Origin of the sequence: Glutamicibacter sp. Je.9.36 (assembly GCF_051129975.1) — a bacterium.
Lineage (GTDB): Bacteria > Actinomycetota > Actinomycetes > Actinomycetales > Micrococcaceae > Glutamicibacter.
On sequence record NZ_JBCPSN010000003.1, the window covers coordinates 257,886 to 279,544 of the forward strand.

Genomic DNA, 21,659 nt, shown 5'->3' on the forward strand with positions numbered 1-21,659 from the left:
CGGGCTCTAGGCTCCGTTCAGGCGCTCGGAAAGGTAAGCGGTGACCTGGTCCAGGGAAACACGTTCCTGGGACATGGTGTCGCGTTCGCGGATGGTCACGGCCTGGTCCTCGAGGGTGTCGAAGTCCACGGTGATGCAGAACGGGGTGCCGATCTCATCCTGGCGGCGGTAGCGGCGGCCAATGGCACCGGCGTCATCGAAGTCGATGTTCCAGCGCTTGCGCAGCTCGGCAGCCAGGTCCTTGGCCTTCGGGGAAAGGTTCTCATTGCGGCTCAGCGGCAGCACCGCGGCCTTGACCGGAGCCAGGCGCGGATCGAGCTTGAGCACGGTGCGCTTGTCCACGCCGCCCTTGGTGTTCGGTGCTTCGTCCTCGGTGTAGGCATCGACCAGGAAGGCCATCATGGAACGGGTCAGGCCGAAGGAAGGCTCGATCACGTAGGGGGTGTAGCGCTCACCGGTGGCCTGGTTGAAGTAGGACAGCTCGGAGCCCGAAGCCTTCGCATGGCTGGACAGGTCGTAGTCGGTGCGGTTGGCAACGCCCATGAGCTCGCCCCACTCCGAACCCTGGAAGCCGAAGCGGTACTCGAAGTCGATGGTGCCGGCCGAGTAGTGCGCGCGCTCGTCTTCTGGCACGTCGAACTGGCGCAGGTTCTCTTCCTTGATGCCCAGGTCCAGGAACCATGCCCAGCAATCCTTGACCCACTGGTCGAAGAAGGCGGGGGCATCTTCCGGAGCGGTGAAGAACTCGATTTCCATCTGCTCGAACTCGCGGGTGCGGAAGATGAAGTTGCCCGGGGTGATTTCGTTGCGGAAAGCCTTGCCGATCTGGCCGATGCCGAATGGCGGCTTCTTGCGCGAGGCGGTGAGCACGTTGGCGAAGTTCACGAAGATGCCCTGGGCGGTCTCCGGACGCATGTAGGCCAGGCCGGCTTCGGTATCCACTGGGCCCAGGAAGGTCTTCATCAGGCCGGAGAACATCTGCGGCTCGGTGAACTGGCCCTTGGTGCCGCAGTCAGGGCAGGCGATCTCGCTCATCCCGTCCTTGGCGGCACGGCCCTTCTTGGCCTCGAAAGCCTCGATCAGGTGGTCCTGGCGGTGGCGCTTGTGGCACTGGATGCATTCGACCAGCGGGTCGGTGAAGGTGGCCACGTGGCCCGATGCTTCCCAGACGGCCTTGGGCAAGATGATCGACGAGTCCAGGCCAACCATGTCCTCGCGGCCGCGAACGAAGTTCTGCCACCACTCACGCTTGATGTTTTCCTTCAGTTCGGTGCCCAGGGGACCGTAATCCCATGCCGAACGGGAACCACCGTAGATTTCACCAGCCTGGAAAACGAATCCTCGACGCTTTGCGAGGGAAATAACCTGGTCTAGCTTGGACTGTGGCGCCATATCAACTCCAATGGGAATTACGAGGCCGCTGGTTGCGGTCCGTAGAAAAATACATACCTTCCAAGGGTATCGTTTCCGCGGCCTGCAGACGAAGCCCAATCAGGTAACGCCGACGTGAACTTCCACGCCTTTGGCCGATTCTAACGATGCAGCGCACTTATTTAGGGAAGAATGGAAGCCATGAGTGCCAATGAAGCTTTTGACCTAGAAATCCGCGACGAGTCCATCCGCTTGGGCCAGTTGCTCAAGCTTGCCTCCCTGGCCGAGGATGGCATCCACGCCAAGGAAATGATTTCCGACGGAATCGTCACCGTCAACGGAGAGGTGGACACCCGACGCGGGGCGCAGATCCGCCCCGGCGACGTGGTGTGCGTGAATGGTGAATGCGTGAAGGTCACCGCGCAGCAGTAGTCAGCTTTTCCCCAGGACGACCCTGTTGAGGAACTCGGAAACATCCTGCAGTTCTTCCATGCACACCGAGTGGCCAATCTGCCGGTAGGTTTCGCTGGCCAATTCGGTGTGCCCCGGAACCCATCCCAGGGTGTATTCGATTTTGTCCCGGGTGATCACCGGGTCAGCCAGGTCGCGGCCCCAGAACAGCGGCAGCGGCTTTTCTGCCAGCTTCGCGTCGTCGAATATATCCAAGGGCCCGGGATCCACGGCGAAGCCCGAGAGCCCGACGACGGCTTCAATGGAATCGGGCTGGTAGCGTGCCAATGAAGTGGCCATGGCCATGCCCTGGGAGAAACCGAGCAGGGTGATCGAGGAGTGCTGCTTTGCCAGCGGTTCCAGCAATGCCCATAGCGCTTCGACGCTGCGTGCCACCGACTCGATGGAGTAGTCGATGTCCTGGGTCAGCGGGAACCAGCTGTACCCCGGGCCTGCTTGCAGCGGTGCGCGCACCGAGAGGTAAGTGAACTCTTCGGGCAGATGCTGCGAGAGCCCCATGAGGTCTTGTTCATTCGAGCCATAGCCGTGCAGGAACACCAGCAGCGGAGTTCCAAGGCGGGATTCGTCGTTACGGGAGATGATGGCCACTGGAGCCTGATCCGGGATAGTCATAGTTCCCCAAGACTATCGAACAGGACCCCGCAGGGAACTACAGCTAGCTCAGCGCTTCCGCGGCCCGATTCCATCAATTCCCCGTCCACCGGCGATGGCAGCGCCCGGGTGCAGCAGAACTTCCCCGTAATCACCGTCGAATCTGCTGAAGGCGTTGGCCGGCACTATCCTGGAACCAAGGTCTTCCAAGGCCTGGAAATCCAGTTGACATGTTACAAGATTATAAATCTTCAAAAAATTGCCTAGCTTTCCAAGCTTTTCGTGTTCAACTGGACCAACGGCCTCACAGTCCTCCGGAATGCGGCTCTCGCCGGACGAGGCAGCGACAGCGACAGAGATAGGAATAGGCGCCATGGGCGAAATTGAATACAGCGAAGATATTCCGGGGCAGCTGCAAGAGGATCTCGATAGTTTCGGGTACATCGAACCGGACCCGGGAAGCGCTTCGCCCCTATTCGATAACGTGGACACCGTATTTTCAGTCGGCACTCCCTTGTTCGCCATGCTCTTTATCGCCGTTATCGGATTGATCATCTTCGTAGCGGTGCGCAATTACCGCAAAGCCAAGAGCGCCGGTTTTGATCCGCTGACCCTGGAAACCGAACTGATGGCAAGAGCCGCTAATTCAGCTATGCTGGCGCCGGAAAAATCCCTTGAAGACAAGCTTGCCGAACTCGATTCGCTGCACTCGCGCGGTATCATTACCCGCGACGAGTACTTGCAGGCGCGCCGGGACGCTTTGAGCGATTAGCACGGCGGCTCGTGGAATCATCCTCGGGAATGATTGACTATAAGTTACCCTTTGGTAACAATAGATTCGTGCCAAACGATTCTGCTTCTGAACCATCAACATCCGCCAATGCCCCACTGCATCCGTGGCGCCGCTATGTCGCCATTGGGGACTCGTTCACCGAGGGCATCGGCGACCCCGACCCGTCGAGCACCGGCCGCCACCTTGGCTGGGCCGACCGCTTGGCCCATGAGCTCAGCCGCACCGTCCCGGACTTCTCGTATGCCAATCTCGCCATTCGAGGCCGGCTGATTGGCCAGATCGTTGCCGAACAGCTCGATCCCTGCATTGACCTGAAGCCTGATCTGATCTCGCTCTGCGCAGGCGGCAACGACGTCCTGCGCCCGGGCGGGGATCCAGACAAGATTGCAGACATCCTCGACAATGCGGTAGCCAAGCTCACCGATACGGGCGCCACGCTCTTGCTCTTCACCGGGCCCGATATTCGCGATACCCCGGTTTTGGGAAGCATCCGAGGCAAGGTGGCAATCTACAACGAAAACGTGCGCACCGTAGCCGCCCGCCACGACGCCATCGTGGCGGACATGTGGGCCTTGCAGGAGTTGCACCAATCCCAGATGTGGGCACCGGATCGCCTGCATTTCTCCCCCGCCGGGCACCAGCGAATTGCCGCCATGGCACTGGACTCGCTGAACGTCGCGCATCCGCTGGATACCGAAATCGTTCCGGCCGTGGATGAACGCAGCTGGCGGGAAGCCCGCAAGGAGGATCTGCAGTGGGCGCGCGAGCATCTTGCGCCCTGGGTATTGCGCCGCCTGCGCCACCAGTCCTCCGGCGACGGCATCACCCCGAAGCGGCCCTCCGCCGCGCCGTTTGCGCAGACCAAGCCAAACGACTCGCTCGGCGCCGGCGACAGCGCCAAGTAGGCATGAAAAGCCTGAAGCAGTTCCACCGATTACTGGCGGAACTGCTTCAGGCTTTGAAATCTTCCCGAGCCCTTTCCGGGGCTCAGTCTCCGAACACCAAGGTCCGAAGCACGCCGTCGAGCTGCGTGGCGTCGGTCAGGAATCCATCGTGGCCAATCGGCGAATCAATGTAATGCACCGGTTTTGGCTTGGCCAGCGACGAGGCCAGCTTCACTGACTGCTCAGGAAAGTACAACCGGTCAGTGGTTACCGCGGCAACCACCACGTTGACCTTCGCCAGTCGCGCCAAGGCGGCTTCCAGGGATTCATGGCCGCGAGCCACATCATGGCTCATCAGCGCCTCGGTGAGCACCAGGTAGCTGTTGGCGTCGAAACGATTCACCAGCTTGCTGGCCTGATGGTCAAGATAGCTTTCCACCTGGTACCGCCCGCGAGGTCCGTCGAGCAGACCCGTTGGCTTCTCGCCATCCTGCGGGTTGCGCGAGAAACGGGTTTCAAGCTCGGCTTCGGAACGATAGGTGATGTGGGCCAGGCGGCGAGCCAAGCCAAGACCGGCGTCCGGGCGCGCATCGTTGCCGTAGTAGTCGCCATTGCAGAAGTGCGGATCCAACCGGATGGATTGGGTTTGCACCTGCGCAAAGGCAATTTGCTCGGCAGTCGCCTGCGCGCTCGAGGCCATCACTACGAGATTCTTGACCTGGTCGGGGAACTCGACGGCGTATTCCAACGCGCGCGCACCGCCCATCGAACCGCCAATGACCGCATGCCAGGAATCGATTCCCAGTTGCTTGGCCAGCCGCGCTTCAAGGCGCACCGAGTCCTTGATGGTGACGAAGGGAAAGCTCGAACCGTAGGGCAGGCCCTGGTCGCCCAAGGACGAGGGGCCGGTGGAACCATTGCAACCACCCACCATGTTGATGGACACGACAAAGTACTCATTGGTGTCAACCGTGGCGCCGGGGCCTACGAGCTCTTCCCACCAGCCGGCGCTTTGCGAATCGCCTTGCGCAACGTGGGCGTCACCGGTGAGCGCATGCATCACCAGCACCGCGTTGGAGCCATCAGCTGCTAGCGTCCCCCACGTTTCATAGGCCAGCACCACGTCCGGAAGGAATCCACCGAATTCGAAGTGGTGCTCCCCCACGGACTTACGGCGCAAAATGCCGTCTTGTCCGCCGGCGAGCTCTTCGGCGCGCAGAGTATCTTCAGTAGTCACAATGGATGCCATGCCTAGAGGGTTTCCTGCAGTTCCTTGTTCTCGAGGGCTGCAACAGCTTGGAAGCCCAATTCCAGATCGGCCAGAATATCCTTGATATTCTCCAGTCCGACGCTCAGCCGCACCAGTCCCGGGCTCACGCCGGCCGCAACCTGCTCAGCTTCGGAGAGCTGGGCATGGGTGGTGGAGGCCGGGTGGATGACCAATGAGCGCACGTCGCCGATGTTCGCGACATTGGAGTGCAATACCAGTGCGTCCACGAAGGCCTGGCCGGCTTCCGAACCGCCCTCCAGTTCGAACGCGATGATCGAGCCGGCGCCCTGATCGCTGTACTTCTGCGCACGCTCATGCCAAGGCGAGGACTTCAGGCCTGCGTAGGCGACCTTCTGCACTTCCTCGCGGGCTTCGAGCCAGGTGGCAACTTCTACGGCATTCTGGCCGTGGCGTTCAATGCGCAGCGACAAGGTTTCCAGGCCCTGTGCGATCAAGAACGCGTTGAACGGCGCAACCGAAGAACCCAAATCGCGCAGCAACTGCACGCGGGCCTTGAGGATGTAGGCCAGATTGGCGCCCAGGATGCCGTTGACACCCAGGTCGCGGGCGAAGACCAGGCCGTTGTAGGACTCGTCCGGGGTGTTGAAGCCCGGGAAGCGGTCGGCGTCCTTGGCGAAATCGAAGTTGCCCGAGTCCACGATGACACCGGCAATGGCATTGCCGTGTCCGCCGAGGAACTTGGTGGCCGAATGGATCACGATATCCGCGCCCCACTCGATCGGGCGGATCAGGTACGGGGTGGCCAGGGTGTTGTCCACCAGCAGCGGCACGCCAGCTTCGTGGGCGATCGCCGAGATGCCCTCGATGTCCAGGACGTCCTGTCGCGGATTGGAGATGGTTTCCCCGAAGAAGGCCTTGGTGTTCGGACGCACCGCGGCACGCCAATCATCCAGGTTGTCCGGGTCGGCAACGAAGGTGACCTCGATGCCCAGGCGCTTGAGCGTGTGCTTGAGCAGGTTCTGGGTTCCGCCATACAGGCTGGGGCTGGCCACCAGGTGGTCGCCGGCTTCGGCCAAATTCAAGATGGCGAAAGTGGTGGCAGCCTGTCCCGAGGAGAGCAGCAGTGCTCCAACGCCGCCCTCCAGGTCAGCGATGCGGGTTTCCACCGCGTCGGTGGTCGGATTGCCGATACGGGTGTAGATCGGCTCCAGTTCCTGCAGCGCGAAACGTGCAGCAGCGCTCTGGGCGCTAGGGAAGACGAAAGAGGTGGTTTGGAAAATCGGGAGAGCCCGTGCTCCGGTCGTCGGATCCGGGGTCTGGCCGGAGTGGATCTGACGGGTTTCAAATGACCAGTTATTGCTCATGGTTTCCTCCAAATAGCGTTTCATGACTATGGGGGTACGCCACTGAAAAGACACCGACAGGAAGCACCATATCGTGACGACTTCCAGGGGTAACCCGCGCTTGTCCTTGATGCCTTGTGCGTTCAAGGGCCAGGTCTTCACCCGGGGCACCCCACCGCGGTTGGAGGGTTGCCGCCCAGTAAGCCGGGGCTTGTTACTGGGACTCATGACCTGGTACCAGTTTGCCCGAAAACCGAAGATCTTTGCAACGCAAGGGCCAGTCATTGGACTCAATCGGTCATATTTCACGAATAGTGCAGGTTCATCGCAGAGTATTCGATAGCATCACGGCACTTAGGTTTGCCTAAGTAGAGACTGGCATCACATGTTGCCATGATGGGCACATGATGAGGCTAGATCACGTAAGTTACGCATGCGGCCCGGACGGGCTGTTGCCAACCGCTGAAAGAATCTCCGAGTCCCTTGGACTGGAATTCGTCAAGGGCGGCGTGCATCCACGATTCGGAACACGCAATGTCATCTTCCCGCTCAAGCATGGACAGTACCTGGAGGTGGTTGAAGTCCTGAACCACCCGGCCAGCGACAAGGCACCCTTCGGACAGGCGGTTCGCGCCCGTTCGGAGCTCGGCGGCGGCTGGATGGGCTGGTGCGTCTCGGTGGAGGATCTATCCAGTGCCGAGGACCGCTTGGGCCGCAAGTCGGTGCCGGGCAACCGGAAGTTCCCTGATGGCCGCGAACTGACCTGGCAGCAGATTGGCATCAAGGGCCTGATCGCCGATCCGCAGTGCCCGTACCTGATTTCCTGGGATGAAGGATCCGAGGAGCTGCATCCGTCCAAGGCGCTGGAACCTGCCGGCGCCATCAGCCAGATCGCCATCGCCGGCTCGCGTGAACGGGTGCTGGATTGGCTGGGCCAGCCGCAGAACGTCAATTTGGGCGCTGTCACCATGCAATATGAAGCGCCGAATGGCACTCCGGGCATCATGTCGGTTACCTTTGAGACCGAGTCCGGCACCGTGGTGCTGTAAACAGTTCCGCAGAGAACGCAAGTAGGCGGGGACAATGGCGTCCCCACCTACTTTCTTTTCGTTAAGGCCGGTCCAGGCGCTTCCCCAGGACCACGACGTGCTGGTCTTCGAAGCCCAGCCGTTCATAGAAATCGATGACGGCAGAGTTCTCCCCGCGGACCATGAGCTGCACCTTGGGCACGCCGCGATCCCGCAGCCACAGGACAGCAGCATCCACCAGCGCCCTTCCCAGGCCATTGCCCTGCCGGCACGGATCCACCGCAACATAGTAGAGCCAACCTCGGTGGCCATCATGGCCAACCATCGCAGTAGCCATGAGTTGACCGTTCTCAACGATGGCCAGCACCGTAGAAGTAGGCTCAGCCAAAGCCCGTCGGGCGTCGGCGAGTGCATCATTCCACGGACGAGTCAGCCCAGTTGCTTCCCACAATTCAACTGCTTGGCGAAGGTCCTCTTCGCGCAGCACGGTAATCTGCATTGGCTCAGCTTACCGGCGCTACTGGCCGATTCCGATGGCCGGCCCGACCAAGGCGTATCCCACGAAGCCGATGGCATCAAGCAGGAAGTGCGCGATAACCAGCGGCATCACCCGCCCGTATTTCTGGTATACCCAGCCGAAGACGACGCCCATGAGCATATTGCCGATCATCGGCCCCACCCCCTGGTACAGGTGGTAGCTGCCTCGGATCATCGCAGAACCAATAATGGTGCTCCACAGGCCCAGCTTCAATTTCTTGGCGTAGGTGAACAGGAATCCGAGCATCAGCACTTCTTCGAGGACTGCATGACGTGCAGCCGACAGCAGAAGCACGGGGACGCTCCACCAATAATCGCCAAGATTCGCTGCTGACAGTGCCGTGGTGACGCCCAGTGCCCGTCCAGCGGCATAGACGCCCAGCGTTCCCACTCCCATGGCCAAGAACATCCCCGCCCCGAGCAGTGCGTCCTTGCCCGGCTTGCGCATATCGAAGCCGATGTCCCGGATGGTACGTCCGGTCGTGCGCTTCATCAGGTAGAGCGCCAGCACGACGGGTACCAAGGCAAAGAAAATGTCCAGCAGCTGGTAGGAGAAATCAAAGAACTCGCGGGTGCTCAGCGGGTTGTTCAGCGATGTAGTCTGCTCGCGCAGTGGTGCCCGGGTGACCTTATCGGCAAAGCTCAGCAGCGAGTAGACCGCGCTTTGTCCCAACGACAGGGCAAGAACCAAGACGATCTCGAACTTGAGGGTCTTGCGGGTTGCTGTCTGCTTAGATTGTTCAGCGTTCACGTTTCCGATCATAGGCTGATCTGGCTGTGCGCGTACTGAGCAGCCACGTGGCAAACCTGCGATAGCCTGAGGTTGAGACCACCAGCAAGCTGAACGAGAAGAGTGCGAGTGAGCCGTCCTGCCACCATTGGAGAACTGCAGATTGCCCGTCAGCTCTGCCCCGATCTTTCCTGGGAAGATGCGGCCGTGAACGAAGGCGGACAATTCCACAAGGTGGTCATTGGCAATCCGCAAGCGGTGATTCGCATGGCGCGCACGCCAGCGGCCACGGAACAGATGCCCCGTTCCGTCAAGCTGCTGTCTGTGCTGGAGGGCCAGCTCAACTACCAGATTCCGGTGGCGGTCTCCGAGATCCTGCACGTCGACGGACTCAGCTCCGTGGCCATGTCTTTCATCCCCGGCAGAGCCCATGAGCCGCATTACGGGGATCCGAAGGTGCTGGGACAGCTGGTCAAGGATTTGGCCGAGCTGCCGCTGGAGCCGATCAGCGAGCATCTGGCCAAACCGTTTTCATTCCGTGGCGAATGGACCCAGGCCAAGCAGCAGCAATGCTTCGATGCGCTGCCCGAGGAACTGCGAGGGCCTGCTACCGAGCTCTGGGCCCAGCTCGATATCCTGGCGCAGGTTCCTGCGGGCTTGGTTCATGGCGACTTGGCCGGCCACAACATGCACTGGATCGGCGAGAAATTGGTTGGCATCTTGGATTGGGACCTGGCCGCTGCGTGGGACCCGGCTTTGAACACCGCTTACCTGAGCCTGTGGCATGGGTTGGAAATGGCGGATTTGATTGCTCCCAGCGCCGAGGAAGCATACCGGGCCAAAATCTGGTTGGGCCTGATGAGTCTTGAACGGCTATCGGATACGCTCTCGCGCACCGACAACCCGAAGATGGGCAAGCTCATGCGCAAGATTGGTCCGCGCATCCTCACCGCCGCGCAGACGGTACGGAAGTGAGCTCCTCGCTAACCATTCATCCCGTCGCGACAGCATTCTCACCAACCAGAATCCGATATCGAATTGTAGCTTCCTAAGCGAGGAAAAATATGACCCTGAAAAACGCATTCGCTCTCATTGCCCTCGTAGGAACTTCAATGGCGTTCACAGGTTGCTCCCTCATCGATTCCAGCAGTCCTCCTCCACCAGGTACAGATTCGATGATGCCGCTGCAAGACCATGAGCTGGCTGCCATCAGCACAGAGATTGATAGGAAGGACCAGGAGGTCTCTCTTGCCATACCGCTCCGTGGCGGCGATTATGAGGTTGCGTTCGAATGCTCGGGCAAAGATACGATGTCCAGCATCGCATGGCAAAGTGATGATAAGAAGGAGAAGGGAGAAATCAGCGTGCCTTGCACCCTTGACGGCGCAAACGTCCGCGAACAAATTTCTCTAAACGGCTACTCAAGTTCGCTCACTTTCGTCGCAAGACAGTTGCAAGGACACGAACTTACGGTATCAATTGCCTCAAACGCGACTTAGCACTTGATGATGGTCCCTCCCGATGTCTTCGTCTATCAGGATTTAGCGAAACATTATTTTGTTCAAACGCGTTGAAAAAGCAAAATGCCCACCCGAGCACGATGCTCAGGTGGGCATTTCGGCGTATCGTCTCCGATACAAAGAATATTTAGTTCAGTGCTGAGATGGCTGCATCGTAGTCCGGCTCGGTGGTGATCTCCGGGACGATTTGGCTGTAAACAACCTTGCCGTCTTCATCCAGGACAACAACCGAACGGGCCAGCAAGCCACCCAGTGGACCGTCAATCTGGGTCACACCGTAGTCCGATCCGAAGTCGGAACGGAAGACCGAAGCAGCGGTAACGTTCTCGATGTCTTCGGCACCGCAGAAGCGTCCCAGTGCGAATGGCAAGTCAGCAGAAACGCACACCACGGTCGTGTTCTCCAGGCCGGCAGCCAATTCGTTGAAGCGACGCACGCTGGCAGCGCAAACGCCGGTATCAACCGACGGGAAGATGTTCAGGACAACGCGACGGCCAGCCAGCGATTCGCTGGTGACATCTGCAAGGCCGGTGTCGGTGAGAGTGAAAGCTGGAGCCTGCGAGCCAACGGCCGGCAGATCACCAATAGTCTGTACAGGGGTTCCCTTGAAAGCAGTATTAGCCATAGGTCTTGTTTATCATGAATGCCTAATCCGGAGCTATATTTTCTGCCTACTAGCGCAAACAAGTCGCTCACCTCTCGTTCCTATGCAAAACTGTGGACATGGGCCCCGACTACGATTCATACGCAGCGAAGATGCGTGCTCAGACCCTTGACGGCACTGATTTGGAAGTAGTCGCCCGTTTCACCGACATGCTCTCCCGCCGCTGCCGGACCTGCGTGGCCAGCGGGGGGGGCAGGCATTGAAGGCTTCTCAACGCTTCCATCGGACAGTCGGACAGAAGGCAGCGTCCTAGTTTTGCTTACGGCATGGGCGGCTTCGATCCGCAGCACGGCTCGGGGCCGAGGAATCCTTGCGGCCGGATTTCTGCCGCCTCTATCTCCTTCCCTGGGCGCGCGCAATCCATCCGGGTTGTCGATGAGCTCCTGCAAAGATCTAGATCGCTTTGCCGGCCCGATACACGCTGTGGGTCAGGTTCATCCCGGGACGGTACGCCAGATGCGCAGCAACTGGCGCGTCAAGAACATGCAGATCCGCACGCTTGCCGATCTCAATGGATCCCACTTGGTCGGCAACGCCCAGCGCGAGCGCCCCTCCGTAGGTTGCCGCCTCGATGGCTTCAGCCAGGGTCAGGTCCATTTGGAGCACTGCGGTAGCCACGCAGAAGTTCATGTTGCTCGTGTAGCTGGTACCCGGATTGCAGTTGCTCGCCAGTGCGATTCGCACGCCTGCATCGAGCAGTGCACGGCCCGGTGCCAGCGGTTGCCGTGTCGACAGGTCGCAGGCGGGCAAGCAGGTGGCGACGGTGCCCGCAGTCCCAGTTCTTGTTGCCGTGTCCCAGCCAGCCCAGCTTCCGGCGAGCGCCTGGAGGTCCTGTTCGTCCAGGTAATTCACGTGGTCTACCGAGTGGCTGCCGAACTCTACGGCCAGCTTCACGCCCGGGCCAGGACCCAGCTGGTTTCCGTGGACCTTGGTTGCCAGTCCCTTGTTCCTTGCGGCGTCCAGGACCCGGCGCGATTGTTCTTCGGTGAATGCGCCGCGTTCGCAGAAGACATCCACGAAGTCGACGTTGGCCGCCACGGCATCCAGCATCGGTCCGGAGACCAAATCCGTGTAGTCATCGGCATCCCATCCTGCCGGTACCAGGTGAGCGCCAAGGAAAGTCAGGGAATCGACCAGCGGCTTGCCCAGCACCGAATGCCGGGTCTCTTCTTCCAGTGCCAGGCCGTAGCCGGTCTTGGTTTCCATCCAGGTGGTGCCCATCGCCAGAGCTTCGCGGCGGCGATCAGCCACGAGGTCGGCCAGTTCCTTGTCCGAGAGCTGCCCGGTGGCCGAGGTGGTGACCGCGATGCCTCCAGCGGCATAGGACTGGCCTGCCATGCGGGCTACGAACTCCTCGGCGCGGTCGCCGCCGAAAATCAGGTGGCTGTGGGAATCAACCCAACCGGGCAGCACCGCACGGCCGCCCAAATCGATCTCGTGTCCTGCAGCAGGTGCATGCGCCATGTTGCCGATCCATGCAACCAGTCCGTCCTCGATCAGCACCGCCGCGTCTTCCAGCACGCGGCCCTTCGCGTCAACCGTAGTCAGCTGTCCAATGTTGGTAAGCAACAAGGTTGCCATGAGCGCTCCGCCTTCGTGGTATTTCCAATCCTTTAGCCAAGAGCCTACCTATGGCTCGTTGACTGTGGGGCAGAACAACAGGGTGCCCGTCTGGGATTTCAGACTGGCACCCTTTTGTTCCCACTGCAGGCCAGGGTTACCCCTTGGTGGCACCTGCCAGCAATCCCCGCACGAAGAACCGTTGCAGGGCGAAGAAAACCGCCAGCGGAATGATCATCGAGATGAAAGCGCCTGCGGTGAGCAGCTCCCAGGATTGCCCGTAGGTTCCCGAGAGGTCCTGGAGCGCTTTCGTGATCGGCAAGCCTCCACCCGAGGTGAAAACCGTCGCCACAAGCAGGTCATTCCACACCCAGAGGAACTGGAAGATTCCGAAGGACGCAATAGCCGGCATCGACAGGGGCAGGACGATTTTCGAGAAGATCTTCCCGTGCCCGGCTCCGTCAACACGAGCAGCCTCGATGACCTCATCGGGGATCTCCGAAATGAAGTTGTGCAGCATGAAGATCGCCAACGGCAAGGCGAAGATCGTGTGGGCAATCCAGACCTTGGCGTAGGCGCCATCCAGCCCGTTGACTCCCAAGCCCGGCAGGATATACAGCCCGCCGATCTTCACTCCGTCCGAGAACAGCTGGAGCAGCGGAACCAGCGCCATCTGGATCGGAACGATCTGCAGGGCGAAAACGAGAACGAAGAGCGTATTGCGCCCCTTGAAGTTGATCCACGCGAAGGCATAGGCAGCCAAGCTGGCGACAAGGATCGGCACGATTGCCGCCGGAATGGTGATGACCAGTGAATTCAGGAACGCCTTGGACAGCGGAAGGCTGTCGCCGGAGGCAAAGGCCTGCGCATAGTTATCGAGCGTGAATGAAGGATTGGACAAAGCCGTCCACCAGCCCGAGGTCTTGATGTCATCAGCCTGCCTGAAGGAGGAGACAAACAGGCCGAAGGTGGGGATGGTCCACACCGCGGCAATGATGAACGCCGCAATGGTGGCTGCGCGGGAGGTAGTGGCTTTGCGCAGTTTCCCGCTGGTTTTCTCGGTAGCCGCCAAGAGGCGTCGAGAGGATTCGCTGACGGTGCTCATCGGATTCCCCTTTGCTTCTTATGCTGGCGGACGTTGTAGATGATGATCGGCAGTACCAGGATGAACAGGATGACGGCCAGGGCCGAGCTGTAGCCGGTGCGTGCCCCGAGCTGGAACTGGCGCACCATTTCGAATGCCAGCACCGTTGTATCCGAGCGTCCGCCGGTCATCGATGAGACGATGTCGAAGACCTTGAGCGAGGCAATGGAAATGGTGGTCAATACGACGATGACGGTGGAGCGGATCCCCGGCAGCGTGACATTGGCGAAACGCTGCCATGGGCTGGCCCCGTCCAGGGAGGCTGCTTCGATTTGCTCTGCGGGCACGCCCTTGATGGCCGCGGACAGGATGACCATGGCGAATCCCGCCTGTGTCCAGATCAGGATGACCACCAGGAACAACGTGTTCCACGGTTCGAGCCCGAGCCAGTCGACCGGCGTGGCTCCGAATGCCGTGATGATCGCGTTGAGCACGCCTATTTGCTCGCCCTGGCGGATGTCGTAGAAGAACTTGAAGATGATCGATGCGCCAACGAAGGAAATCGCCATGGGCATGAACACCAGCAGCTTGAAGAACTTCTCGCCACGGCTCTTGTCGATGAATACCGCGTAGGCCAATCCGATAATAGTGGAGACCACGGGAGCCACCAGAACCCACACCAGGGTATTGAGCAGGGCGGTCAGGCCATCGGGGCTGGTGAACACCCAGAGGAAATTCCCCAGGCCGACGAAGCCGGATCCGTCGTTGGCCATGAAGGCGCTGACCGCGGTGCGGACCGTGGGGTAGATCAAGCCTATAGCGAGCAGCAGCATGGCCGGAGCCAGGAAACCGGAAAGTTGCAGCAGCGAGCCGGCGCCGGATCGCGAGCGCCGGTCCAGGAAAAACAGCACCGCGCCGAGCACCGCGGCCAGCGCGGCCACCCACATCACGGAGTTGTATAGGCCCAGGACCAGCAGGATCGCCACCGGGACCAAGACCGCGGCGGCAAAGCGCACGACGGCGAAAACCCGTCCGCCCTTGGTCGCTATCTCGACAAAGGCGAGGATCGCTGCGATCAAGACCGCGAAGGCAACCAGGACGATCGGCACTTGGACTAGCGGCGGAACGCCAGCCAGCCACTGGAAGAATTCAGACATGCGCTCAGGCTCCTACAATCCCGCCAACGGCCGGGGCTCCCGGCCGTTGGCGATGGACCAGATGGCGACTAGGAGTCATAACCGGACTGGATATTTTCAAGCACTTCCTTGGTCGGCTTGCCATCGATCCAGTCCACCAGGCCCTTCCAGAAGGAGTCGGAGCCGACGCTCTTGGGCATCAGATCAGACCCGTCGAAGCGGAAGGTGGTGTTCGGATCCTGCAGCAATTCAACAGCGGAGCGCAGCAGATCGCTGCTGGCGTTCTTCGGATCAAGCCCGGAGTTCGCCGAGATCACGCCGCCGAGTCCAACGCGGCTATTGGCCCAATCCGCGCTGGCCAGGTATTCCTGGACCTTGGCGGTATCCTCATCATTGGAGAAGGCGGCAACGAATTCACCGCCGCCTACAACAGATACGGGGTCATCGGCTTTGGCTGGCGGGGCAACGAAAGCCCAGACATCCCCGTCAGGCGCCACGGTAGCTTTCTCGCCATCGGCGTTCTTGGAATCCAGGACGTATCCTTCCAGGAAGGACGCCTGGTGGGTCAGCGGGCAGGTTCCCTTGGCCACGGCCGTGCCAACATCGCCGAAGGCGGTGGCGTTGATCGACTTCACGTCGCCATATCCGGCGTTGACTTGCTCTGGGTCCAGCAGGATCTTTCCAACGGAATCGAAGGCGCTGGTGATTTCTGGCGAAGTGAATTCCAGATCTCCCGAAACCCACTTGTCGTAGGCTTCGGTTCCGGACTGGCGCAGGACCGCGTCTTCAATCCAGTCGGTGCCCGGCCAGCCCGATGCCTCGCCCGAGGCGAATCCGGCACACCAGGCCGGTTCATTGGTCTGCTTCGAGATTTCGGTGCCCAGGGTGGTCATTTCATCCCAGGTTTCCGGGACGCTCAAGCCCCACTGCTCGAACTGCTTGGGCGAGTACCAGATGTAGCCTTTCACGCTGGCCATCAGCGGCACACCGTACTGCACCCCATCGACCTTGCCGTAGTTCTGCCAGTCCTCGGACCAGTTGCTCTGCAGCTGGGACTGCACTGCTTCGGGAAGTTGCTGCACCTTGCCTTGGGCCACGGTGGCCTGCAGCAAGCCCGGTTGCGGGAAGACGGCCAGGTCCGGGGTGTCGCCGCCCTGGACCTTGATTCCGATTTGGGATTCGAAGTTCTTGTCGCCGGTGTAGCGGATCTTGATGCCGTTCTCCTCGGACCACTTGGCCCAGGATTCTTCCAGCAGTTCCGCTTCAATGCCGGTGACCGGACCGTAGATGTCGACGACTCCGTCGGCTTGGCCCGCTTGGGCTTCGCCGCCGCCGGAGGCGTTGGGGTCATTGGGGTCTGCTCCGCCCGAGCAACCGGCCAGGAGCAGGCCGATTGCTGCCACCGAGATAACCGGCGCGAACTTCAGCCCGCGTTTTGCTTTAGTCATGATGCCCTCCACGTTGGGTAATGCCCTGCCGGATGAGGCGGCCTGGCACGAGTGATCCCCTCAATAGTGACGCAGGTCATCGACGCGCGTCAACAGTTATGGGAGAACACCGTGGAGAAAATGGCGCGGGCAGGTCATTGCGGTGCTGGGCCCGAGCTGTCCCGGACCACCATCAGCGGCGCGACCAGTTGCTGCACTGGCGCTTGGGAGTGCCCCTCGATCTGCTGCACCAGGGCGTCCACCGCGGCATGGGAAATGGCCTCCCCCGGCGGGGCCACCGTGGTCAGCGCCGGGGCAACCATCTCGGCCGAACGGTCCCCGACCCCCAGTGCGATCACCGAGAGGTCATCGGGGATCCGCAATGCAGCCATGCCTGCGGCGTTGACAAATCCCGCGGTGGCGAACTCCTTGAGCGCCAGCACCGCAGTGGGGCGCGGGTGCAGTTCCAGGTAGGCATTCAACGCCGCGCGGCCGCCGCGGGCGTTATTTTCCACCGGCACTTCCTGCATCGCCATGCCTCGATCGCGCACGGCATCGCAGATGGCCCGGGCCGTGCGGATGGCCGGGCCGTTGCCGGCTTCCTGGTCTTCCACCGATACGTTGATGTACATGATGGATTGGTGGCCGAGGCTCGCCAAATAGTCCACCGCGATGCGCCCGGCCTGGGCAAAATCATTATCGACATAGGACAGGTCCGCGCTGTCATCGGGACGGCCAATGGAGGCAAAGGCAATGCCCGCGCGCCGCAGGACATCAAAGCGCGGGTCATTGATCGACACTTCCATCAAGAGCACCCCGGCCACCAGCTTCTGCCCGACCAGGCTTTCCAATCCCATGGCATCGGTCATCGGATTGGACCACAACAGCATGTGGTAGCCCAGCGCACGGGCACGCTCCATGGCGGCGGTGACGTACTCGAACTCGGTGGAAGAATAGCCGTCCATGCTGGTGGGAAAGTGCAGGGCAAGGATGCCCCGGCGCGATCCGGCCAGGCCCTGGGCAAAGGCATCCGGGGTGTAGTTCAACTCCCGCATGGCCGCCAGGACCCTGGCCTTGGTCGCCTCGGAAATGGTGCGCCGGCCGCTGATCACGTAGGACACGGTACTAGGAGATACGCCGGCCAAGCGCGCCACGTCGTTCCTGGTAGCCATGAGCCCACCGCCTTTGGTTATTCCAACTCGTCATCCCTATTGAAACACGGCGGCGGGCAATCCCCCTGGGTCAGCGGCTGGCGACGAATGCCTGCACGCAGGCCTCGATATCCTCAGCCGAATGCGCAGCTGAGAGCTGGACGCGGATGCGAGCGGCCCCCTTGGGCACTACCGGGAAGCTGAAGGCCGTGACGAAGACGCCCTGCTCCAGCATCTTGCCTGCGACCTCTGCGGCCTTGACCGCGTCTCCGAACATCACCGGAATAATGGCGTGCTCGCCGTCGAGCAATTCGAAGCCCTCTTCGGTCATGCGGCGGCGGAAGTGCGCAGCGTTCTCGAAGAGCTTCTCGCGCAGGTCACCAGAGTCCACCACCAGGTCCAGCGCCTTCAACGTGGCAGCCACGATCGATGGAGCCAGCGAGTTGGAGAACAGGTACGGGCGGGCCTTCTGGCGCAGCATCGCGACAATCTCGCCGCGGCCGGACACGTAGCCACCCGAGGCGCCGCCCAATGCCTTGCCGAAGGTGCCGGTGTAGATGTCCACGCGGTCCGAGACTCCTGCATGCTCCGGGGTGCCGGCCCCGGTGGCGCCCATGAAGCCCACGGCGTGGGAGTCATCGACCATGACCAGCGCGTTGTACTTGTCAGCCAGATCGCAGATGGCCTCCAAGGGAGCCAGGTAGCCGTCCATGGAGAAGACGCCATCGGTGACGATGATGGTGCGGCGGGCGCCCGCCCCGCCGTTGAGCTGCGCGGCGGCCTGCAGCTGGGTTTCCAGGTCGGCCATGTCCTGGTTGGCGTAGCGGAAGCGCGCGGCCTTGGACAAGCGGATGCCATCGATGATCGAGGCGTGGTTCAGCGCATCGGAGATGATGGCGTCTTCCTTGCCGAACAGCGATTCGAACACGCCGCCGTTGGCATCGAAGCAGCTGGAGAACAAGATGGTGTCCTCGGTGCCCAGGAATTTAGAGAGCTTGGCTTCCAGTTCCAGGTGCAGGTCCTGGGTGCCGCAGATGAAGCGGACCGAGGCCATGCCGAAGCCGCGCTCATCCATGGCGTTTTTGGCCGCGTCGATGATCTGCTGGTTATCGGCCAGGCCCAGGTAGTTGTTGGCGCAGAAATTCAGCACCTTCCGTGCATCGTCGCCCAGCGAGCCGGCCATGATGGAGGCGGACTGAGCCGAGTCGATGTGGCGTTCTGCCTTGAACAGGCCGGAGGACTTCAGCTCGTCCAATTCGGCGGCAAGCTGGTCTTTGAGATCCGTGTACATTGCAAATGCTCCTTGTTGATGCGGGAAATTCTTAGCCTGAGAAAACGGTCCAGTCGAGCACGACCTTGCCGCCGTGCCCGCTGCGAGCAGCTTCGAAGCCCTGCTGCCATTCGGTGGCCGGCAGGAAGTCGGTAACCACCGAGGCGATGCGCTCGCGCATCACCTCCGAGGAGGTGAGCATGGCGCTCATGGCGTACCAGGTCTCGAACATTTCGCGGCCGTAGATGCCGCGCAGGGTCAGCATGTGGGTGACAACCTTGCCCCAGTTGATGTCGATCGAGGTGCTGGGCAAGCCGAGCATGGCGATCTTGCCGCCATGGTTCATGTTCTCGATCATTTCCGGCAGGGCGGTCTTGTGCCCGGACATTTCCATGCCGTAGTCGAAGCCTTCGACCATGCCCAGCTTCTGCTGCGCTTCCTTGATGCGGGTGGTCGCGACATTCACGGCCAGATCGATGCCCATGGACTGGGCCAGTTCCAGGCGCTGCTCGGAGACATCGGTGATGGCGATGTTGCGGGCGCCGACGTGGCGGGCCACTGCCGCGGCCATCAGGCCGATCGGTCCGGCACCGGTGATCAGCACGTCCTCACCCACCATCGGGAACTGCAGTGCGGTGTGCACGGCATTGCCGAACGGGTCGAAGATGGCGCCGAGCAGCGGGGTGATGCGCTCATCGCGGTGGATGTAGACGTTGCTTTCGGGGATCACCACGTATTCGGCGAATGCGCCGTCGCGCTGCACGCCTACCGAATCGACGTTGATGCACATCTGCTTGCGTCCGGCGCGGCAGTTGCGGCACAGGCCGCACACGACGTGGCCTTCACCCGAGACGCGGTCGCCGATCTTGACCCCGTGCACGAAGTCGCCGATTTCCACGACCTCTCCGTAGAACTCGTGGCCCGGAACCAGCGGGGTGTTGATCATGGCCTTGGCTGCATCGTCGTAGGCTTCGATGTGCAGATCGGTGCCGCAGATTCCGGCGGTCATGACGCGGATCTTGACCTCGTGGGCGCCGGTCTCTGGTTCTGGGCGATCAACGAGTTCCAGCCCCGCGTGCGGGCCGGACTTGTACAGTGCTTTCATGCGGGTTCCTTTGGATTGGGCACCTGGGTGCGCGCAACACAGACATGGGGTCGCTTCAAGTGTCGCACCCGACAGCACGGGACAACACCTTAGAAGATCACTGATTTACTGATCCAACGATTTAGAATTTACTTCATGGAATTACATCAGTTGAGGATTCTGCGTGAACTCGCGGATTTGGGCAGCGTCAACGCCGTGGCGAAGGCCCTTTTTGTCTCGCCCTCGGCGGTCTCGCAGCATTTGGCGCAACTGCAGCGCAATTTCCCTGTGCCACTGACACAGAAGGACGGACGCAGGCTGGTCCTGACAACCGAGGGAAAACTGTTGGCCTCGGCCGCGGCGTCAGTCGCTTCGACCCTGGCCGAGGTGTCGGCGAGGATCCGCACCCAGGAGCAAGAGCGGGACACACCCATTCGCATCGCGGGATTCCATTCCATTGGGCAGACCATTTTCGCCCCGTTGCTAACCTACCCGGAAGGCCAATTGCCCCCGCTGCGCTTTTCCGACGAAGATGTCTCGCAGCAGGATTTTCCTGCGCTGACCTCGACGTACGATTTGGTGCTGGCGCACCGGATGCCGCACACGGCCCCATGGCCCGAAGACCGAATCAGTGTTATACCTCTGGCTTTCGAACCGCTGGACGTGGCGATCCACCGAGATCATCCACTGGCCAAATTCGAAGAGCTCTCCCCCGAGCAGGTGATCGACGAGCCCTGGGTCGTTTCCCGCTCAGGGTACTCACCGGCCGACGTTCTGGAAACCATCGCCGCACTGGCCGGTAAAGCCCCGCGGATCGAGCACCGGGTCAACGATTACGCCACCGCCGGCGCCTTGGTTGAAGCCAGTGGTTGCCTAGGAATCCTACCGCGCTTCACTGCACGAAAGACTTTGGATGAAACGGTGACTTTACGACCAATCAAGGGATTGAATTCAGGGAGACAAATCGACCTTTTATTGAGAGCCGAGCACCTGCATCGAATTACTATCAATGATGTCATCGAGGCGATCAGGAGCACCGTGAAACGCTTGGTCATCAACTGATTCAGCACCTCGGGCAACTCGGTTCCAACCGTTCCCAATTCGCTGCTACCAAGCTCCCTTGATCGCGCAACACGCACTCTCTCCGACTGCTGCACCTTGAACAGCAAAGCTCTCGCTCAGCATGCCTTGCATCAATTTTGTTCTAGACCGTGCGGCTGACAGTCTCCGGCTCCGTACCGACGGCCACCCTTGGAATTCAGGTTCTGCAAGCCGGCCGGTTCGCTGTTTCGTTTCACTTTCCAAGCCCTGCGAAGGCAAGTGGCTGGCTACTCTGGAAGTGAATTGCCGAACAAGCGGAACCCTCTTTAATCTATTTCGTTCATAGCCTAGGCTGTTGGCATATACCGGTTAGTCGACCGTCGGCAATGCAACTTCCAAACAGTGGAAACAGGCAACAGCCTGGCGAGCGTTTTCATCAGGACCGGGGCTTCAGGCCAAATGAACAGAGGGCTAGTCTCCGTAAAAGAGAGTGTCCAAGAATCAACATTTCCCACGAATAGCGCACGAGCACCAGCGCACGATCGAGCAACAACAGAAGTTTCCTTCCCCAGAACCGATGTGGCGCCTTTCGCTCATTTTCCATGTCCCGCATAAGGCACCTTCACCGGGCATTTTCTCGGGCGGGGTATATGGGAATCTGAAATGTTTGAAAACTCGGAGTTTCAAAAATTAGCCGAGTCAAGAACACGTATGTCCCGTATGACGACCGTCACACGGGATGA

21 protein-coding genes and 1 riboswitch are annotated in these 21,659 nt (G+C 60.6%); of the genes, 7 read left to right on the top strand and 14 right to left on the bottom strand.

Translation table 11 applies throughout. The features are described from left to right. Positions 1–6: 6 nt before the first annotated feature. Complete coding sequence (locus AAZQ98_RS09515; RefSeq protein ID WP_105657203.1) at positions 7–1,392, bottom strand: glycine--tRNA ligase; 1,386 nt, start codon at positions 1,390–1,392, stop codon at positions 7–9. 180 nt (positions 1,393–1,572) lie between these two features. On the opposite strand from AAZQ98_RS09515, the gene AAZQ98_RS09520 reads away from it, so the two are divergent. Beyond that, positions 1,573–1,803 carry an RNA-binding S4 domain-containing protein gene (locus AAZQ98_RS09520; RefSeq protein WP_181148825.1) on the top strand — a complete coding sequence of 77 codons (231 nt, stop codon included), beginning with the start codon at positions 1,573–1,575 and terminating at the stop codon, positions 1,801–1,803. Here the strand turns inward: AAZQ98_RS09520 and AAZQ98_RS09525 are convergent, their stop codons facing one another. Beyond that, positions 1,804–2,454: an alpha/beta hydrolase gene (locus tag AAZQ98_RS09525; RefSeq protein ID WP_434691677.1), complete on the bottom strand. Its 651-nt coding sequence runs from the start codon at positions 2,452–2,454 to the stop codon at positions 1,804–1,806. A gap of 352 nt (positions 2,455–2,806) precedes the next feature. Here AAZQ98_RS09525 and AAZQ98_RS09530 point away from each other — a divergent pair, with 352 nt between their 5' ends. Next, a complete protein-coding gene (locus tag AAZQ98_RS09530) occupies positions 2,807–3,205 on the top strand; it encodes an SHOCT domain-containing protein (RefSeq protein ID WP_434691680.1) in 399 nt (132 codons plus the stop codon). Between the two features lie 68 nt (positions 3,206–3,273). Then, on the top strand, positions 3,274–4,131 hold the full coding sequence (locus AAZQ98_RS09535) for an SGNH/GDSL hydrolase family protein (protein ID WP_434691683.1): 858 nt from the start codon (positions 3,274–3,276) through the stop codon (positions 4,129–4,131). Between the two features lie 82 nt (positions 4,132–4,213). Here the strand turns inward: AAZQ98_RS09535 and metX are convergent, their stop codons facing one another. After that, positions 4,214–5,359, bottom strand: a complete 1,146-nt coding sequence (gene metX, locus AAZQ98_RS09540; RefSeq protein ID WP_434691685.1) for a homoserine O-acetyltransferase MetX — start codon at positions 5,357–5,359, stop codon at positions 4,214–4,216. A gap of 2 nt (positions 5,360–5,361) precedes the next feature. Continuing rightward, positions 5,362–6,705: a bifunctional o-acetylhomoserine/o-acetylserine sulfhydrylase gene (locus AAZQ98_RS09545; RefSeq protein ID WP_434691688.1), complete on the bottom strand. Its 1,344-nt coding sequence runs from the start codon at positions 6,703–6,705 to the stop codon at positions 5,362–5,364. Positions 6,706–6,796: 91 nt separating this feature from the next. Then, a riboswitch (SAM riboswitch) is annotated at positions 6,797–6,916 on the bottom strand. A gap of 172 nt (positions 6,917–7,088) precedes the next feature. On the opposite strand from AAZQ98_RS09545, the gene AAZQ98_RS09550 reads away from it, so the two are divergent. Then, positions 7,089–7,733, top strand: a complete 645-nt coding sequence (locus tag AAZQ98_RS09550; RefSeq protein ID WP_332498748.1) for a VOC family protein — start codon at positions 7,089–7,091, stop codon at positions 7,731–7,733. Positions 7,734–7,794: 61 nt separating this feature from the next. On the opposite strand, the gene AAZQ98_RS09555 is transcribed toward AAZQ98_RS09550, so the two are convergent. Continuing rightward, entirely contained in the window at positions 7,795–8,211 is a 417-nt protein-coding gene (locus AAZQ98_RS09555) for a GNAT family acetyltransferase (RefSeq protein WP_434691691.1), read from the bottom strand. 18 nt (positions 8,212–8,229) lie between these two features. Continuing rightward, positions 8,230–9,012: a CPBP family intramembrane glutamic endopeptidase gene (locus AAZQ98_RS09560; protein WP_332489388.1), complete on the bottom strand. Its 783-nt coding sequence runs from the start codon at positions 9,010–9,012 to the stop codon at positions 8,230–8,232. A 96-nt stretch (positions 9,013–9,108) separates the two neighbouring features. Here AAZQ98_RS09560 and AAZQ98_RS09565 point away from each other — a divergent pair, with 96 nt between their 5' ends. Together AAZQ98_RS09565 and AAZQ98_RS09570 are read left to right on the top strand one after the other, a co-directional pair. After that, on the top strand, positions 9,109–9,954 hold the full coding sequence (locus AAZQ98_RS09565; protein ID WP_434691695.1) for a phosphotransferase family protein: 846 nt from the start codon (positions 9,109–9,111) through the stop codon (positions 9,952–9,954). An 89-nt stretch (positions 9,955–10,043) separates the two neighbouring features. Further along, entirely contained in the window at positions 10,044–10,478 is a 435-nt protein-coding gene (locus AAZQ98_RS09570; protein WP_434691697.1) for a hypothetical protein, read from the top strand. Between the two features lie 148 nt (positions 10,479–10,626). On the opposite strand, the gene tpx is transcribed toward AAZQ98_RS09570, so the two are convergent. The 8 genes from tpx to tdh form a co-directional block, all read right to left on the bottom strand. Then, complete coding sequence (tpx, locus tag AAZQ98_RS09575) at positions 10,627–11,124, bottom strand: thiol peroxidase (protein WP_434691700.1); 498 nt, start codon at positions 11,122–11,124, stop codon at positions 10,627–10,629. Positions 11,125–11,556: 432 nt separating this feature from the next. Continuing rightward, entirely contained in the window at positions 11,557–12,744 is a 1,188-nt protein-coding gene (hutI, locus tag AAZQ98_RS09580) for an imidazolonepropionase (protein WP_434691703.1), read from the bottom strand. Between the two features lie 136 nt (positions 12,745–12,880). Further along, complete coding sequence (locus AAZQ98_RS09585) at positions 12,881–13,828, bottom strand: carbohydrate ABC transporter permease (RefSeq protein WP_105661767.1); 948 nt, start codon at positions 13,826–13,828, stop codon at positions 12,881–12,883. Then, positions 13,825–14,964, bottom strand: coding sequence for a carbohydrate ABC transporter permease (locus AAZQ98_RS09590; protein WP_434691707.1), 1,140 nt, complete (start codon positions 14,962–14,964; stop codon positions 13,825–13,827). Before AAZQ98_RS09590 ends, AAZQ98_RS09585 begins: the two co-directional genes overlap by 4 nt. 68 nt (positions 14,965–15,032) lie before the next feature. After that, positions 15,033–16,391, bottom strand: coding sequence for an ABC transporter substrate-binding protein (locus tag AAZQ98_RS09595; protein ID WP_434691709.1), 1,359 nt, complete (start codon positions 16,389–16,391; stop codon positions 15,033–15,035). Positions 16,392–16,525: 134 nt separating this feature from the next. Continuing rightward, entirely contained in the window at positions 16,526–17,542 is a 1,017-nt protein-coding gene (locus AAZQ98_RS09600; protein ID WP_434691712.1) for a LacI family DNA-binding transcriptional regulator, read from the bottom strand. A gap of 70 nt (positions 17,543–17,612) precedes the next feature. Then, a complete protein-coding gene (locus tag AAZQ98_RS09605; RefSeq protein WP_434691715.1) occupies positions 17,613–18,812 on the bottom strand; it encodes a glycine C-acetyltransferase in 1,200 nt (399 codons plus the stop codon). A 31-nt stretch (positions 18,813–18,843) separates the two neighbouring features. After that, positions 18,844–19,896, bottom strand: a complete 1,053-nt coding sequence (tdh, locus tag AAZQ98_RS09610) for an L-threonine 3-dehydrogenase (RefSeq protein WP_105657175.1) — start codon at positions 19,894–19,896, stop codon at positions 18,844–18,846. Between the two features lie 135 nt (positions 19,897–20,031). Here tdh and AAZQ98_RS09615 point away from each other — a divergent pair, with 135 nt between their 5' ends. Next, positions 20,032–20,937, top strand: coding sequence for a LysR family transcriptional regulator (locus AAZQ98_RS09615; RefSeq protein ID WP_434691719.1), 906 nt, complete (start codon positions 20,032–20,034; stop codon positions 20,935–20,937). Positions 20,938–21,659 lie beyond the last annotated feature (722 nt).